General features: G+C 63.7%; 16 protein-coding genes. 10 read left to right on the top strand and 6 right to left on the bottom strand.

Going from position 1 to position 16,043, the window contains the following annotated elements:
* Window positions 1–147 precede the first annotated feature (147 nt).
* The 8 genes from PP4_RS09655 (at window position 148) to hpaI (ending at window position 7,627) form a co-directional block, all read left to right on the top strand.
* Window positions 148–807, top strand: coding sequence for a fumarylacetoacetate hydrolase family protein (locus tag PP4_RS09655; protein WP_016499000.1), 660 nt, complete (start codon window positions 148–150; stop codon window positions 805–807).
* A 10-nt stretch (window positions 808–817) separates the two neighbouring features.
* Window positions 818–1,582 carry a fumarylacetoacetate hydrolase family protein gene (locus tag PP4_RS09650; RefSeq protein ID WP_016498999.1) on the top strand — a complete coding sequence of 255 codons (765 nt, stop codon included), beginning with the start codon at window positions 818–820 and terminating at the stop codon, window positions 1,580–1,582.
* A 5-nt stretch (window positions 1,583–1,587) separates the two neighbouring features.
* Window positions 1,588–3,048, top strand: coding sequence for a 5-carboxymethyl-2-hydroxymuconate semialdehyde dehydrogenase (gene hpaE / locus PP4_RS09645; protein WP_041167996.1), 1,461 nt, complete (start codon window positions 1,588–1,590; stop codon window positions 3,046–3,048).
* A gap of 190 nt (window positions 3,049–3,238) precedes the next feature.
* Complete coding sequence (gene hpaD / locus PP4_RS09640) at window positions 3,239–4,162, top strand: 3,4-dihydroxyphenylacetate 2,3-dioxygenase (protein ID WP_016498997.1); 924 nt, start codon at window positions 3,239–3,241, stop codon at window positions 4,160–4,162.
* A gap of 63 nt (window positions 4,163–4,225) precedes the next feature.
* Complete coding sequence (locus PP4_RS09635) at window positions 4,226–4,630, top strand: 5-carboxymethyl-2-hydroxymuconate Delta-isomerase (RefSeq protein WP_016498996.1); 405 nt, start codon at window positions 4,226–4,228, stop codon at window positions 4,628–4,630.
* A gap of 54 nt (window positions 4,631–4,684) precedes the next feature.
* Window positions 4,685–5,992, top strand: a complete 1,308-nt coding sequence (locus PP4_RS09630; RefSeq protein WP_016498995.1) for an MFS transporter — start codon at window positions 4,685–4,687, stop codon at window positions 5,990–5,992.
* Window positions 5,993–6,009: 17 nt separating this feature from the next.
* Entirely contained in the window at window positions 6,010–6,813 is an 804-nt protein-coding gene (hpaH, locus tag PP4_RS09625) for a 2-oxo-hept-4-ene-1,7-dioate hydratase (protein WP_016498994.1), read from the top strand.
* A 10-nt stretch (window positions 6,814–6,823) separates the two neighbouring features.
* Window positions 6,824–7,627, top strand: a complete 804-nt coding sequence (gene hpaI / locus PP4_RS09620) for a 4-hydroxy-2-oxoheptanedioate aldolase (RefSeq protein ID WP_016498993.1) — start codon at window positions 6,824–6,826, stop codon at window positions 7,625–7,627.
* A 149-nt stretch (window positions 7,628–7,776) separates the two neighbouring features.
* On the opposite strand, the gene PP4_RS09615 is transcribed toward hpaI, so the two are convergent.
* The gene (locus PP4_RS09615) at window positions 7,777–8,706 is read right to left on the bottom strand and encodes a p-hydroxyphenylacetate 3-hydroxylase reductase component (protein WP_016498992.1); all 930 of its coding nucleotides are present in this window, start codon (window positions 8,704–8,706) and stop codon (window positions 7,777–7,779) included.
* 79 nt (window positions 8,707–8,785) lie between these two features.
* Complete coding sequence (locus PP4_RS09610; RefSeq protein WP_016498991.1) at window positions 8,786–9,955, bottom strand: p-hydroxyphenylacetate 3-hydroxylase oxygenase component; 1,170 nt, start codon at window positions 9,953–9,955, stop codon at window positions 8,786–8,788.
* 202 nt (window positions 9,956–10,157) lie between these two features.
* Between PP4_RS09610 and PP4_RS09605 the strand changes: the two genes are divergently transcribed.
* A complete protein-coding gene (locus PP4_RS09605) occupies window positions 10,158–10,757 on the top strand; it encodes a TetR/AcrR family transcriptional regulator (protein ID WP_016498990.1) in 600 nt (199 codons plus the stop codon).
* Window positions 10,758–10,768: 11 nt separating this feature from the next.
* On the opposite strand, the gene hpaR is transcribed toward PP4_RS09605, so the two are convergent.
* On the bottom strand, window positions 10,769–11,191 hold the full coding sequence (hpaR, locus tag PP4_RS09600) for a homoprotocatechuate degradation operon regulator HpaR (protein WP_016498989.1): 423 nt from the start codon (window positions 11,189–11,191) through the stop codon (window positions 10,769–10,771).
* 107 nt (window positions 11,192–11,298) lie between these two features.
* On the opposite strand from hpaR, the gene PP4_RS09595 reads away from it, so the two are divergent.
* Complete coding sequence (locus PP4_RS09595; protein ID WP_016498988.1) at window positions 11,299–12,597, top strand: NAD(P)/FAD-dependent oxidoreductase; 1,299 nt, start codon at window positions 11,299–11,301, stop codon at window positions 12,595–12,597.
* On the opposite strand, the gene feaR is transcribed toward PP4_RS09595, so the two are convergent.
* The 3 genes from feaR to PP4_RS09580 all read right to left on the bottom strand — a co-directional run bounded on the left by feaR (window position 12,576) and on the right by PP4_RS09580 (window position 15,722).
* The gene (gene feaR, locus PP4_RS09590) at window positions 12,576–13,559 is read right to left on the bottom strand and encodes a transcriptional regulator FeaR (RefSeq protein WP_016498987.1); all 984 of its coding nucleotides are present in this window, start codon (window positions 13,557–13,559) and stop codon (window positions 12,576–12,578) included. The two genes, PP4_RS09595 and feaR, sit on opposite strands and share 22 nt — an antisense overlap.
* A 113-nt stretch (window positions 13,560–13,672) precedes the next feature.
* Window positions 13,673–14,245, bottom strand: coding sequence for a DUF3156 family protein (locus PP4_RS09585; RefSeq protein WP_016498986.1), 573 nt, complete (start codon window positions 14,243–14,245; stop codon window positions 13,673–13,675).
* Window positions 14,226–15,722 (bottom strand): APC family permease, encoded by a 1,497-nt coding sequence (locus PP4_RS09580; protein WP_016498985.1) that lies wholly within the window; start codon window positions 15,720–15,722, stop codon window positions 14,226–14,228. The genes PP4_RS09585 and PP4_RS09580 overlap by 20 nt, the downstream gene beginning before the upstream one ends.
* Window positions 15,723–16,043 lie beyond the last annotated feature (321 nt).

The raw sequence follows: 16,043 nt of genomic DNA, 5'->3' as shown, positions 1-16,043 counted from the left end.
ACCCTGTTGACGATGGCCCATGGTGCCTTGCCTTGCCGGCAGGCGCCACTGGCCACCCCTTGACCATCGTTAACATATTAACTATAACATTAACACATTAACGAAATCCGCAGGACGGCCACCGCCCTGCACTGCCAGGAGAAGAGCATGAGCCATGCCCTGCATGACGTTGCCAACGGCACCCTGTTCGGCGTCGCGCTGAACTACCAGGGTTTGCTGCAGCAGCACCAAGCGGCGTTCGTGAAAGCACCGTACAAGCAACTGCCGGTCAAGCCGGTGTTGTTCGTCAAGACCCCGAACACCCGCAACCAGCATGAAGGCCAGGTGGTATTCCCGGCCGGCGTGCAGCGCGTGCAACCCGGCCCGGCGCTGGGAGTGGTGATTGGCAAGGACGCCAGCCGCGTCAACGTGGCCGATGCCCTGGAGCATGTGGCGGGCTACACCATCGTCAACGAAGTGAGCCTGCCCGAAGACAGCTACTACCGCCCTGCAGTCAAGGCCAAGTGCCGTGATGGTTTTTGCCCGGTCGGCCCTGAACTGGTGCCCGCCAGCCAAGTGGCCAACCCCGATGCCCTGGGCCTGCGCCTGTATGTGAACGGCGAACTGCGCCAGCACAACAACACCGCCAACTGCGTACGCACGGTGGCGCAGCTGATTGCCGAAATCAGCGAGTTCATGACCCTGCACGCCGGCGACATCCTGATCACCGGAACCCCCGAGGGCCGCGTCGATGTACAGCCAGGTGACCGCGTCGACATCGAGATCGACGGCCTGGGCAAGCTGACCAACCACATCGTCGCCGAGTGAGGAATTACCTGTGAAACACGCCCGTATCCAGTTCGACGGCCAGGCCCACGATGCCACGGTCGAAGACGATCACCTGCGCCTTGCCGACGGCCGCCTGGTCCATCAGGACCAGGTCACCTGGCTGCCACCCGCCACCGGCAGCATGTTCGCCCTGGGCCTGAACTACGCCGACCACGCCAGGGAGCTGGCCTTCGCGCCGCCCACCGAACCGTTGGCTTTCATCAAGTCGCCAGGCACCTACACCGGCCACAACCAGGTCACCTGGCGCCCGGACAACGTCGAATACATGCACTACGAGTGCGAGCTGGTGGCGGTGATCGGCAAAGCGGCGAAGAACGTCAAGCGTGAGGACGCCCTGGCCTACGTTGCCGGCTACACCGTGTGCAACGACTACGCCATCCGCGACTACCTGGAAAACTACTACCGCCCCAACCTGCGGGTGAAAAACCGCGATGCCACCACCCCGGTCGGCCCGTGGATCGTCGATGCGGCCGATGTGCCAGACGTCAGCAACCTGAAGCTGCGCACCTGGATCAACGGTGAGCTGAAGCAGGAAGGCACCACCGCGGACATGATCTTCGACATCCCGCACCTCATCGAATACTTCTCCAGCTTCATGACCCTGCAACCGGGCGACATGATCGCCACCGGCACGCCAGAAGGCCTGGCCGATGTGGTGCCGGGTGACGAAGTGGTGGTGGAAGTGGAAGGCGTCGGTCGCCTGGTCAACCGTATCGTCAGCGAAGCTGACTTCTTCACGAACAACAAGGCATGAGCAGCATGATCAAGCACTGGATCAACGGCCGTGAGGTCGAGAGCAAAGACACCTTCGTCAACTACAACCCCGCCACCGGCGACGCCATCTGCGAAGTCGCCAGCGGCGGCGCCGAGGAAGTGGCCCAGGCTGTGGCTGCGGCCAAGGAAGCCTTCCCCAAGTGGGCCAACACCCCGGCCAAGGAACGTGCCCGGCTGATGCGCAAGCTGGGTGAGCTAATCGAGCAGAACGTGCCGAAACTCGCCGAGCTGGAAACCCTCGACACCGGCCTGCCGATCCACCAGACCAAGAACGTGCTGATCCCGCGTGCCTCGCACAACTTCGACTTTTTCGCCGAAGTGTGCACGCGCATGGACGGCCATACCTACCCGGTCGACGACCAGATGCTCAACTACACCCTGTACCAGCCGGTGGGTGTGTGCGGCCTGGTAAGCCCATGGAACGTGCCGTTCATGACGGCTACCTGGAAGACTGCGCCGTGCCTGGCGCTGGGCAACACCGCCGTGCTTAAGATGAGCGAGCTGTCGCCTCTGACCGCCAACGAACTGGGCCGCCTGGCGGTAGAAGCCGGCATCCCCAACGGCGTGCTGAACGTGATCCAGGGTTACGGCGCTACCGCCGGCGATGCACTGGTCCGCCACCCCGATGTGCGCGCCATTTCCTTCACCGGCGGTACCGCCACCGGCAAGAAGATCATGCAGACCGCGGGCCTTAAAAAGTACTCGATGGAACTGGGCGGCAAGTCGCCCGTGCTGATCTTCGAAGACGCAGACCTTGAGCGTGCGCTGGACGCCGCGCTGTTCACCATCTTCTCGCTGAACGGCGAGCGCTGCACCGCCGGCAGCCGCATCTTCATCCAGGAAAGCGTGTACCCGCAGTTTGTCGCCGAGTTTGCGGCGCGCGCCAAGCGCCTGATCGTAGGTGACCCGACCGACCCGAAAACCCAGGTCGGTTCGATGATCACCCAGCAGCACTATGACAAGGTCACCGGGTACATCCGCATTGGCATCGAAGAAGGTGCACGCCTGGTCGCCGGGGGCCTGGAGCGCCCGGCCAACCTGCCTGCGCACCTGGCCAAGGGGCAGTTCATCCAGCCCACCGTGTTCGCCGACGTGAACAACAAGATGCGTATTGCCCAGGAAGAAATCTTTGGCCCGGTGGTGTGCCTGATCCCGTTCAAGGACGAAGCCGAGGCGCTGCAACTGGCCAACGACACCGAGTATGGCCTGGCCTCGTACATCTGGACCCAGGACATCGGCAAAGCCCATCGCCTGGCCCGTGGCATCGAGGCCGGCATGGTGTTCATCAACAGCCAGAACGTACGCGACCTGCGCCAGCCGTTCGGCGGCGTGAAAGGTTCCGGTACCGGGCGTGAGGGCGGGCAGTACAGCTTCGAGGTCTTTGCAGAGATCAAGAACGTGTGTATTTCCATGGGTAATCACCACATTCCCCGCTGGGGCATCTAACCCTCTGTGCGGTTTACACCGCCCGTGTAGGAGCGACCTTGTGCCGCGATGGGGCGCGCAGCGGCCCCTGGATTTCGGCCTCGCCGCAGATATCGCCGGGGCCGCTGTGCGCCCCATCGCGGCACAAGGCCGCTCCTACAAGGGACCGGGTCAGCCCCAAAACAACAACAGCGTCTTATCGGAGACCCCCATGGGCAAACTCGCTCTCACTGCCAAGATTACCCATGTACCGTCCATGTACATGTCCGAGCTGCCAGGCCCGCGCCAAGGCTTTCGCCAGGCGGCCATCGACGGGCATCACGAAATCAGCCGCCGTTGCCGTGAGCTGGGCGTGGACACCATCGTCGTGTTCGACACGCACTGGCTGGTAAACGCCAACTACCACGTGCTGTGCGGGCCGCATTTCGAGGGCGTGTACACCAGCAACGAACTGCCGCACTTCATCAGCAACATGCCCTACGCATTCCCCGGCAACCCCGAGCTGGGCAAGCTGCTGGCCGAGGAGTGCAACCGCTTCAACGTCGAAACCATGGCCCACCACGCCACCACCCTCGCCCCGGAATACGGCACCCTGGTGCCCATGCGCTACATGAACCAGGACCAGCACTTCAAAGTGGTCTCGGTCTCGGCACTGTGCACCTCGCACTACCTGGCCGACAGTGCCCGCCTGGGCTGGGCAATGCGCAAGGCTGTAGAAGACCACTACGACGGCACCGTGGCGTTCCTGGCCAGCGGCTCGCTGTCGCACCGCTTCGCGCAGAACGGCCAGGCGCCGGACTTTGCCACCAAGGTATGGAGCCCGTTCCTCGAAACCCTCGACCACCGTGTGGTGCAAATGTGGCAGGACGGCGAGTGGGAAGCGTTCTGCGGGATGCTGCCGGAGTACGCCGCCAAAGGCCACGGTGAAGGCTTCATGCACGACACGGCAATGCTGCTGGGTGCGCTGGGCTGGTCCGATTACGACGGCAAGGCCGAAGTGGTCACGCCCTACTTCGGCTCTTCCGGCACCGGCCAGATCAACGCGATCTTCCCGGTCACCCCGCAGGACGGTGGTGCCATCCCCGCTGCCCAGGCCGCCAACCCGGCCGCCGTGGTGCCCACCAGCCGCCTGTAACCCACCCGTTCGCGGCTGGTCGCCCTGGCGGGTGGCCAGCCGCCCCTCACCGAGGAGGCCTCCATGCCACACCTGGTTCTGCTCTACACCCCCGACCTGGAAACCGACGCCGACATCCCCGGCCTGTGCCGCGCCCTGGCCGACACCATGCTCGAACAGCGCGATGCCGAAGGCAAAGCCGTGTTCCCCACTGGCGGTACACGCGTGCTGGCCTACCCCGCCGCCCATTGCGCGGTGGCCGACGGCAAAGGCGAATACGGCTTTCTGTACGCCAACCTGCGCATGGCTACCGGCCGTAGCGCCGAGGTGCACAAAACAGTGGGCGACAGCTTGCTGGCAGTGTTGAAAGCGCGCCTGGACCCACTGCTGCAACAGCGCCCGATCGGCATCACCGTGCAGATCGACCACAGCACCGCCCAGGTCTACGACGCCAAGCACAGCACCTTGCACCCACTGTTCAACCGCTAGCGCGCCGGCTCAAACCACGCCCTCCCCGACTCATTACAGAACAAGTACAAAAACATGAGCACACTCGAACAAGCCTCGCCGTGCGAGGCAAACGCTGAACGGGCCGACAGTACCCATCGGGCAGTCACCTGGCGGCTGATGCCGCTGCTGCTGGTGTGCTACCTGTTCGCCCACCTGGACCGCATCAACATTGGCTTCGCCAAGATGCAGATGAGCCAGGACCTGCACTTGTCCGACACGGTCTATGGCCTGGGTGCCGGGCTGTTCTTCATTGCCTATGCGCTGTTCGGCGTCCCCAGCAACCTGATGCTCGACCGCGTTGGCCCACGCCGCTGGATCGCCTGCCTGATGGTGGTGTGGGGGCTGTTGTCGACCAGCATGCTGCTGATCGAAAGCAGCAGCGCGTTCTACCTGTTGCGCTTTGCCCTGGGCGCGGCCGAGGCCGGGTTCTTCCCGGGCATTCTGGTTTACCTCAACCGCTGGTACCCGGCCGGGCGCCGCGCCCAGGTCACCGCGCTGTTCGCCATTGCCGTGCCGTTGGCCGGAGTGGTCGGCGGGCCAGTGTCCGGGGCCATCCTGGCCTTCATGCACGACACGGCCGGGCTGCGTGGCTGGCAGTGGATGTTCCTGCTCGAAGGGGCGCCGGTGGTGTTGCTGGGCCTGGTGGTACTGGCCGTTTTGCCGGAGCACTTCGAGCAGGTGAGCTGGCTGGATGAGCAGCAGAAAGCCACGCTGCGCGCGCAATTCGGTGAGGAAGAACAGCGCAAGCCCGTAACCTCGTTCGGCGCCATTTTCGCAAGCCGTGCGCTGTGGCTGTTGGTGGCCGTGTATTGCGCGGTGATGCTGGCGGTGAACACCCTTGCGTTCTGGATGCCCAGCCTGATTCACAGTGCCGGTGTGGCCAGCGACGCCAGTGTCGGCCTGCTCAGCGCTGTGCCGTACGTGGCCGGCTGCGTGTTCATGCTGGCGTGCGGCCGCTCCAGCGACCGCCAACGCGAACGCCGCTGGCACCTGTGCGTACCGCTGCTGATGGCTGCCATCGGCATCGCCATTGCGGCCATTGCCCCCGAGCAGGCGCTGCCGGTAATGGCCGGCCTGGTGCTGGCCGGCATGGGCGCCAGCGCTGCGCTGCCGATGTTCTGGCAACTGCCGCCGGCGTTCCTCAACGCCCGTACCCAGGCCGCCGGCATTGCCCTGATCAGCTCGCTGGGCAGCATCGCCTCGTTCTTCACGCCCTACTTCATCGGCTGGGTGCGCGACACCACCCACAGCGCCAGCCTGGCCCTGTACGTACTCGCCGTCTTCATCGCCCTGGGCGGCCTGCTGGTGCTGCGCACCCAGGCTGCCATCGTCAACCCTTGAATCAAGAGACCGCCCCCATGCTAGACAACGCTTTCATCCAGCACGCCGCCGACCGCCTCGACCAGGCCGAACGCTCCCGCGAGCAAGTGCGCCAGTTCTCGCTGGAGCAACCGGCAATCACCATCGAAGACGCCTACGCCATCCAGCGCGCCTGGGTGGCAAAAAAGATCGCCGCCGGGCGCAAGCTGGTGGGCCACAAGATCGGCCTGACCTCGCGCGCCATGCAGGTATCGTCGAACATCACCGAGCCCGACTACGGCGCCTTGCTCGACGACATGCTGTTCGACGAAGGCAGCGACATCCCCTTCGAACGCTTCATCGTGCCGCGGGTTGAAGTGGAGTTGGCGTTCATCCTCGGCAAGCCGCTGAAGGGCCCGAACATCACCGTGTTTGATGTGCTGGACGCCACCGAGTGGGTGATCCCGGCGCTGGAGATCATTGACGCGCGCATCCAGCAGGTGGACCCGCAAACCCAGGCCACCCGCAAGGTGTTCGACACCATCTCCGACAACGCCGCCAATGCCGGCGTGGTGTTGGGCGGGCGGGCCGTGCGCCCCACCGAAATCGACCTGCGCAAAGTGCCGGCGGTGCTCTACCGCAATGGCGTGATCGAGGAGTCCGGGGTCAGCGCTGCCGTGCTCAACCACCCGGCCAAAGGCGTTGCCTGGCTGGCCAACAAACTGGCGCCGTACGACGTCACCTTGCAGCCCGGCCAGATCATCCTTGGGGGTTCGTTCACCCGCCCGGTCGCCGCTCGCCCAGGTGACACCTTCCACGTCGACTACGACATGCTCGGCTCCATCGCCTGCCGCTTCGTTTAAGGACCTGCCCATGGACATGCCCATCAACCACTTCAAGCGACGCCTGCACAGCGGTGAACCGCAAATCGGCCTGTGGCTCGGCCTGGCCGATGCCTACTGCGCCGAGCTGGCGGCCAATGCCGGTTTCGACTGGCTGCTGATCGACGGCGAACACGCGCCCAACGACCTGCGCGGCATGCTCGCCCAGTTGCAGGCGGTGGCACCCTACCCCAGCCAGGCAGTGATCCGCCCGGTGATCGGCGATACCGCGCTGATCAAGCAGGTGCTGGATATCGGCGCACAAACCTTGCTGGTGCCGATGGTGGAGACTGCCGAACAGGCGCGGCAACTGGTCAAGGCCATGCATTACCCGCCCAAGGGCATTCGCGGGGTGGGCAGCGCGCTGGCGAGGGCTTCGCGCTGGAATACCGTGCCCGGTTACCTGGACCACGCCGATGAGCAAATGTGCCTGCTGGTGCAGATCGAGAACAAGGAAGGCCTGGCCAACCTGGACGAGATCGTTGCGGTGGAAGGTGTGGATGGCGTGTTCATCGGGCCTGCAGACCTGAGTGCGGCCATGGGGCATCGCGGCAACCCCGGGCACCCGGAGGTGCAGGCGGCGATAGAAGACGCGATCGTGCGCATTGGCAAGGCGGGCAAAGCCGCCGGCATTCTCAGCGCGGACGAGAAACTGGCGCGACGCTACATCGAGCTGGGTGCGGCGTTTGTGGCGGTGGGTGTGGATACCACGGTGCTGATGCGCGGGCTGCGCGAGCTGGCGGGGAAGTTCAAGGATACAGTGGTAGTCCCCAGTGCCGGGGGTGGTGTCTACTGAGGCTTCTGGTTGGATGGCACCGGCTTTGCCGGTGTTCGCGGCTAAAGCCGCTCCCACAGGGACCGCGCCGAAGTTGCTACTGGCGCTGGACCTGTGGGAGCGGGTTCACCCGCGAACACCGGCACAGCCGGTGCCATCCAAAGCGATGTTCAGATGTTGATAAGGGCCTTGAGCACGGTCTTGAAAGTCTCCAGCTGCTGTTCACTGAACTGCCCGAACACCTTGTCCTGCTGTTGCCGGGCAATGGTCCACAACGCCTCGGTCTCGTCCACGCCCTTCACCGATAGCCGCACTCGCCCTTCATCATCAGCAATCAGCCCTTTGCGCTTGAGGTTGGCAACCGCTTCCTCGATCTCCCGCGCCGGCATCGCCACTTCGCGTTGCAGGTCGTTCAGGCTCAGGCCCGCATCGTTCTCCAGCACCATCAGCATGCGTGCCTCGCTGGTGCGCAGGCCGGTGCACAGCTGGCGTGGCTGGTAGTCAGCCTGATAGGCACGCAACGCCTGGGTCATCAGGTAGTACAGGTTGTGCTGCAGGCGGCCCTGGAAGTGGCTGCTCGGTGCCTGCCCCTCTGCGCCTTGGGTCATGCGGGTATGCGGCAGCACCATTGAATAGGCGCCCTGGTGATACAGCAGCGGCGAGCGGCCAAAGTCATCAAAGGCCACTACCTTGCCCACCAGGATCCAGTGATCGCCACCGTCCAGCTGCTGGTACTTTTCACACTCAAAGCGCGCCGCGCAATCGGCGAACAACGGCGCGCCGCCAGTGCCGGTCTCGTAGTCGATACCGGCAAAGCGATCTTCCTTCGGGCGGGCAAAGTTGTTGGACAGGTCGATCTGGTCCGCAGCCAGAATGTTCACGGCAAAGTGCGAGGCCTCTTCGAACACTTCATGGCTGGTGGAGCGCTTGTCGATGCTCCACAGGATCAGCGCCGGGTCCAGCGACACCGAGTTGAAGCTGTTGGCGGTAACGCCGACCTTGCGGCCACTGGGGCCGGCGGCAGTCACCACCGTCACGCCGGTGGCAAAGTTGCCCAGGGCGCGGCGGAAGGCACGTGAATCGAAGGTTTCTTTGGACATGCAAGACTCCCGGGCAGGCCTGTCAGCCTGCCCTGTTTGTTGTTGTGCTTGTAGGGGATGGGTGAAAACAAGTGGCGGCTCAGACCATCGCCGGGTCAGGCTCCAGGCCCATCAGCTCGCGGCCGAGGATTTGCGCACACACGTCGTAATCGGTGTAGGCATGGGCACCGGTCATGTGCGAATCGCGGAACAGCCGCTGCAGTTCGTTGCTCTCGAACCAGGCGCCACCACCGGCCGCTTCCATCAGGCGGTCGACGGCCTGGATGCACATCTTCACGGCGTAGCCCTGGTTGGTACGCCAGAACGCCAGCGTGCCACGCGACGGGTATTCGTGGCGGGCACTGTGCTCGGCAATCTCGTCCCAGCTCTTTTCCAGCAATGCCCGGGCAGCGGCCACCTGATGGGTCGACTCGGCCAGGCGCATCAGCGCCGGGGTGGCGGCGCCCACGGCAGCACCGGTGTAGGCACGTACGCGGTTGCGGGTTTTCTCGCGGAACACCTCCAGCATGCGCTCGGCAACGCCCAAGCTGACCGTGGAGAAGCCGCTGGCAAAATACGGGCGATACGGGGCGAAGAAAATCTTGCTGTCGGGGTACAAACCAAAGCCCGCCGACGTGCCCTCCATCATGTCCTTGGCCTTCTGGATGCGGTGCTCGGGCACGAAGGCATCACGCACGATCAGGGTCTTGCTGCCGCTGCCGCGCATGCCCACGGCATACCAGTCATCACGGATTTCATAGTCGCTGCGAGGCAGGATGGCGAAGCAGTAATCCTGAGCGCCTTCGGCATTCTTGCGGCGGAAACCGAGAATCGCCCATTCGGCGTGGTCGCAACCGGAACTCCAGCCCATTTCGCCGCTGAACGACACGCCACCCTCAACCTCTTCGGTGCGGCCGAACGGCGCGATACTGCTGCTGGCGGTAGCATCCGGGTCGCTACCCCACACCTCCTGTTGTAGCTTGGGCGAGAACATTGCCATCTGGTGGCTGTGGGTGCACAGCAGGCTCATGGCCCAGGCTGTGCTGGCGCAGGCCCCCGCCAGCAAGGCGATGCACTGGGCGAACTCCGGCAGGGTGATCTCCATGCCGCCGAAGTGTTTGGGCAAGAAAGCGCGGTGCATGCCGATGCTTTTCAGCAAGGCGATATTCTCTGCCGGCACACTGCGGTCCTGCTCTGCACGCATGGCATTGGCGGCAATGGTCGGCAGGACGGACTTCAGGTCTTCCAGCAGGGGGTTTGGCTTTTTCATGAGCGGTCTCTTTCTTATTGGATTCGAAGACGCGATCAGTATGTGAGCGGCGATTGGGTGGCGGAATGCACGTTACGAGGGGAACATTGCACTTTCCATGGCGCCCGGAAATTGCCTTGCGACAAGCATTGACCCGTGCATTTTCGATCACCACAATCCCACCCTCAAGACGCGCGCGGCCCGCCGCGCCCCTGACGGAGTGATGCTGTTGAAAGACCTTTCCCCTTCTGCGGTGCGTGTGTGCGATGCCGCCGTCGGCCACTTCGCCGAGTACGGTTATGACGCCTCTTCGCTGAACGAAATCGCCCAGTTGGCGGGCATGCGCAAGGCATCGCTGTATGCGCATTTCGCCAACAAGGACGCCTTGTTCGTGGAGGTGTTCCAGCGTGCGCTTGTGCAGGAAACGGCCTTTGTCGAGCACGGCTTTGCGCAGGAAGCCCGCGACGGCCTGGCGGCGGGGCACTGGCTGGCCCTGCACCTGGCCGAACGTTATCGCGACTCGGCCGAACTGCGCTTCGTGTTGCGCACGGCGTTCCTGCCCCCGGCGGGCATCAAGCCGATTGTCACTTCGGGCTTTGAACAATACCTGGACGGCATACGCGAAGGGTTCAGCGTGGCCCTGCAAGCTCGCCACGGCTGGGCGCATGAGCAGCACAGCCGCCTGGCGCTGTATGCCGATGCCTACCTGGGCATCATCGACAGCCTGTATGTAGAGCTGATGTACGCAGGCCCCGACGCCTATGAGCGGCGCGCGGCAGCACTGCTGAAAGTGCTGGAAGACTCGCTGTCACTCAACCGCTGACGCCTGCCGCGTCAGGGTTTGATCTTCTTCATTTCACCCAGCAGCTGCATCAGCTGCTGCAGCTTGTCATCGCCAAACTGGGCGAGGATCTTGTCGTAGTTGCGGGTCATCTCCTCGCTCATCGCCAGAAACGCTTGCTGGCCAGCCTCGGTCAGGCTGATGAACACCCGGCGCTGGTCTTCCGGCGACTTGCGCCGCGCCACGATGCCGTCACGCTCCAGGCGCTTGAGCACCCCGCTCATGCTGGGCTTGAGGATACAGGCCAGCTCCGCCAACTGATGGCTTTCCAGCTCGCCTTGCTGGCGCAGGATACGGATTACCCGCCATTGCTGCTCGGTCAGGTCATGGGCATTCAGCGCCGGGCGGAAGAACGCCATGGTGGCTTCGCGCGCCTGCAGCAAGGTCAGGGTCAGGGAGGGTCTCGGTGTGGTCATGCGGGCTCAAGGAGGCTGGAAATAGCAAACCGGCGAGTATGCCAGTGCACAATCATTAATACATTAATAGAATGATTTCTACCCATTTCCAGTCAGCAGGCGGCGTCATGATCACCCTCGAGAGCCCCACCTACTACTCGGCGACCAAGAAGTACAACCTGAGCTTCCCAACCCTGGAACGCGACATCGAGGCCGATGTCGTGGTGATCGGTGGCGGTTTCTCCGGCATTAACACCGCCCTGGAGCTGGCGGAACAAGGCGTGACCAATATCGTCGTGCTCGAGGCCCGTTACCTGGGCTACGGCGGTAGCGGGCGCAACGGCGGGCAGATCATGGCGGGCATCGGCCACGACCTGGAGAAGATCCGCAGCAGCGTCGGCGATCAGGGCGTGAGGGATATTTTCGAAATCAGCGAACTGGGCGCCGGCATCATCAAGGACCGCATCGCCCGCTACGCCATCGACGCCGACTTCTGCCACGGCTATGGCTACATGGGCTTCAACCGCCGCCAGGAACAGACCCTGCGCAAATGGGAGAAGGCCTTCAAGGCGATCAATACCCGCGACGAGATCCGTTTTCTCGGTGGCAGCGAAGTGCGCCAGATCATCGGCAGCAACGCCTACAGCAGCGCCCTGCTGCACATGGGCGGTGGCCATGTGCATTCCCTGAACCTGCTGCTGGGCGAAGCGCAGGCACTGGTGGGCCATGGTACGCGCATCTTCGAACACAGCCCGGCCCTGGAAGTGACCTACGGCGAGCGCATCACGGTACGCACCGGCCGTGGCTCGGTACGCGCCAGCAAGCTGCTGTGGGCGTGCGACAGCTTCCTCAACAAGCTGGAGCCGCAGCTGCACGCACGCACTATAAACACCTATGCCTTCCAGATGATGACCGAGCCATTGCCGGATGAGCTGATCGAGCGCATCAGCCCGATACGCGGGGCCTACAGCGACATCCGCCCGGTGATCGACTACTACCGGGTCACCCGCGAGAACCGCCTGCTGTTTGGCGCAGCCACGCCCTTCGTCGAGCACTTCCCGCTGGACCTGAAGGCGTGGAACCGCGCGCTGATGCTGAAGATTTTCCCCTACCTGAAAGACGTGCGCATCGACCTGGCCTGGGGCGGCCCGATGGCCACCAGTGCCAACCTGTTTCCGCAGATAGGCACCCTCGACAACCGCCCCAACGCTTTCTATGTGCAGGGCTACTCCGGCTTTGGCGTCACGCCCAGCCACATCATTTGCAAGATACTCGCCGAGGGTATGCAGGAAGGATCGAAGCGCTATGACCTGGTCAGCTCGGTCAAGCATGCGCGCATCCTCGGCAAGGACCATTTCCGCCCGCTGCTGCTCACTGCCGGCAAGACCGTGCACCAGTTGTCGGGCTACTTCAACGGCCGTCGCTGAACCGCCGCCAGGTGACTTGCGGGCCTCATCGCCTGCGCCCGGTAGTCCTTGGGCGAGCGTTCGAACTGTTTCTTGAACGAGCGGCTGAAATGCGCCGAGTCGGTAAACCCCCACTTGTAGGCAATCGAGGTAATCGACTCGCTCCTGAAGAACGGGTTGGCCAAGTCATCCGCACTGCGCTTCAGGCGCGCCCGCTGAATGTAGCGGCACACACTATCGCCCTCCTCCTCGAACAGCCGGTACAGGTGACGCACCGAGATGTTCAGGCGACCGGCCAGGTTGGACGGGGTCAGCCCGGGCTGTGACAGCGACTCGTCGATCACCTGCTGCACGTAGCCCCGCAGGTTGGCCCCGTTCAAGGCCCCAAGGTTGCCCAGCGCTTCGCCATGGCGCTCGAAGCCTGGCTCCAGCAGGGCAATGAAGGCGGTCTGCAGCGCGTCGCCCTGGGCCCCATCACCGCTTACATTGCCGTCCTTGCACAGTTGGTCCATCAGCACATGCAGCATGCGCCCGCAGGCGTTGCTTGAGGAGATCTTGCCAAACATCGGGCCGCTGCCTTGCACGTACTTGCGTACCTGCTCACGCGACAGGGCCAGCGAGACATGTTCGATCAACCCACTGGGGGTGATTTCGCAGCGCCCGACCGAATCCATCAGCAGCAGCTCACCCGGCGCCAGGCTGACCTGCATGCCCCCCTGGGACACGGTGGAATGCCCCGCACGCTGGCTGACCAGGAAACAATGCTGGTCATCGTCAAGGGTCGGGTTTTCGCCCAGCCGGCGGATGTTGCCGGCATTGGTTCGCAGGTTGGCCAGCGGCAAGCCGGCACGGGAAAAGGTAGAAATCTCGCCGATGAACAGCGAGTGATTGGACGCAAGTTCCGTCTCGAAACGGCCACAGATCTGTCGCATGGCCGTGGTCCAGCGTTCCAGCCCCTGACGGTTGGATTGTTGAGTATGCATGGCTGCCCTCGACGCAGGATTTGTTCTTATGCGCACATTGTTAACATGTTATCTATGTGCGCACAACTGTCATCATTCGTCGCTAGATACAGCAAGGCGTATGCCAGTTTGCGTCAAAGGTTGGGCAGCAAAGTGTTGAACTGGGCCAGGCTGGCCATCAGGTGCGCCCGCTGTTGCGGGCTGATGGGGATGTAGCGGCGAAACGCCGGCATGCGGTTGACCACTTCGCTACCGCCCATGTGCTCCAGCGTCAGCAGCCATTGGCCGTCGCGCCAGGCCAAGGTCAGGCGCTTGAAATCCAGCGGCATCAGCGCCGCCACCAGTGCGGCCTGCTGCAGCAACCGGTCGCGCAGTCGGGCGAAGCGCGCCCGCTCGCCCTTGCGGTACACACAGGCCAGACCGGTACGGCGTAGTGCACCGGTATGGCGCAGCTCCAGGCTGACCTCGCCCCCTTGCGGAGCAGGCAACTGCAGCTGGAACTCACAGGTGACGATGTGCATCAGCAGGTGGGCCTCGACGCGTTCGTGCACCCTGGCCTGCCAACCCTGGGCCGGGTCGTGGATCACCCCGGCCGCCACCAGGTTCTGCTGCCCCAGGTTGCGCGCCAGGCATGCCAGCGTGGCGCCTGGGCGATAGCCAGAAGGCGCCCGGGGCGCCAGCAAGCGTTCACGCAAATTTCTGATCATGCAGCACGTGCTCCACGGCGTGGCCAGGCTCGGCAGCAAACTCTTTCTCGAGCACATCCTCGACCCGCGCCGGCTTGAACGGGTTGACCTTCTGCACGCACAGCGTCCAGAACAATGCATAGGCCGCAGTGGCGCCAAGCATGATGGCGAACGGCACGTAGACATCGGCAGGGTTCATGCCCGGCGGTGTGATGAACGCCATGCCGATGAGGATACCGCTGCTGGAGAATATCTGCGGCAACGGGAACAGCGGCGAGCGGTAGGCACGCGGCAGGTCCGGGCGGCGAATGCGCAATATCACCACCGACAGGGTCACCAGCAGATAGGCGGTGCTCCAGGCGCACACGGCGGCCAGCACCAGGTGCAGGATGTTGTCCGGGTTACCGCCCAGGTACCAGGCATGCAGGCAAGGGATCAACGCCACCACCAGGATGCACAGCAGCGGTGTCTTGAAGCGCGGGTGCAGGTAGGTGAACACCTTGGGCAACGCGCCGTCCACCGCCATGCCGTAAAGAATGCGTGGCACACCGGCCATCAGCGTGTTGATGGTGGCCGCGCCGGCGAACAGGAACCCGATACCCAGCCACACTGGGCCAATATCACCCATCACCTGCTCGGCGAAGCGCGGGATGGCCATGGGCGTGTCCAGCAGGTGCACGCCACTGGCGGCATCCAGCACCACGTTTTCCACCTGGCGCTTCATCGCCGCTCCGTAGATGAACATGCAGCTGGCCACGCCAAACAGGCCCAGCGCCATGGCACGCGGCAGCACCCAGGCCGAGCGACGCAGTTCGGGGGCAAGCGGCGTGACGAACTCGCAGCCAACGAACATGAACATGGCCATGCCGACCAGCGAGAGGATGGTCATCAGGTCGGTGCCCACCAGCGACACGCCGAACGGGCCGTCCAGTTCCACTGCGGGTGCGGCGATCAGGCCAAGCACGCCGAAAACCATCAAGGTGGTCCACATGCCGAAGGTGAGGACCACTTCCGCGCGGCTGAAGGCGCTGACGCCAAAGGCATTGAGCACCGCAAACGCCACCACGAAGCACACCCCCAGCAGCCACGAACCGCCGGCGGATTCCGCCAGGGTATTGAGGTGCTCGAAGTTCACCAGCGCCATCACCCCCGACAGGATGGTTTCGGCGGTACCGGCGAACACATGCACGATCAGGTAGGCCGACAGCGTGCCGGTAATGGCGAAGAAGCGGCCCATGCCACAGTTGATGTAGTCGTATACCGAGCCCGTGGTCGGCAGGATCGACGCAGCCTCGGCAAAGGTGGTGGACTGCGCCAGCATCATCAGTGCGGCGATCACCATGGCCACGGCGAAGGCGCTGCCGCCGATGCCAAAGCCCATGGTCGCGGTGAGGATCACCGGGCTGGCCATGATCAGCCCGACAGTGCTGGCCAGTGCGGTGGGGAAACCGACCGTGCCGCGGTTGAGGTGCTCGGTGAGCTTGTTATTGAGTGACATCGTATGCCCCGGCTTGTTTTTGTGGCGTTGAACGAGTGATTACTGTGCGCTGCCGGTGGCATGGCGTCTTGCCGATGGCTGCCGCCGGGCTTGTTGCTGCCTGCCAGCAATCAGCCCGGCCTACGCTCGCTTTTTTTGTGGGAGCGGCCTTGCGTCGCGATAGGGGCGCGAAGCGGCCCCAGCATTTTCAGCTTCGCCGCCAACATCGCCGGGGCCGCTCTGCGGCCCTATCGCGACACAAGGCCGCTCCCACAAGGCTTACCCAGTGCGGTTGGCAGCCACAGTCATGCACCTGTCACGCAGGCACAAGCACCGCACTGC

Origin of the sequence: Pseudomonas putida NBRC 14164, assembly GCF_000412675.1 — a bacterium.
GTDB lineage: Bacteria > Pseudomonadota > Gammaproteobacteria > Pseudomonadales > Pseudomonadaceae > Aquipseudomonas > Aquipseudomonas putida.
The sequence above is the reverse complement of the archived record's forward strand: the minus strand, read 5'-3'. Positions and strand labels throughout refer to the sequence as shown.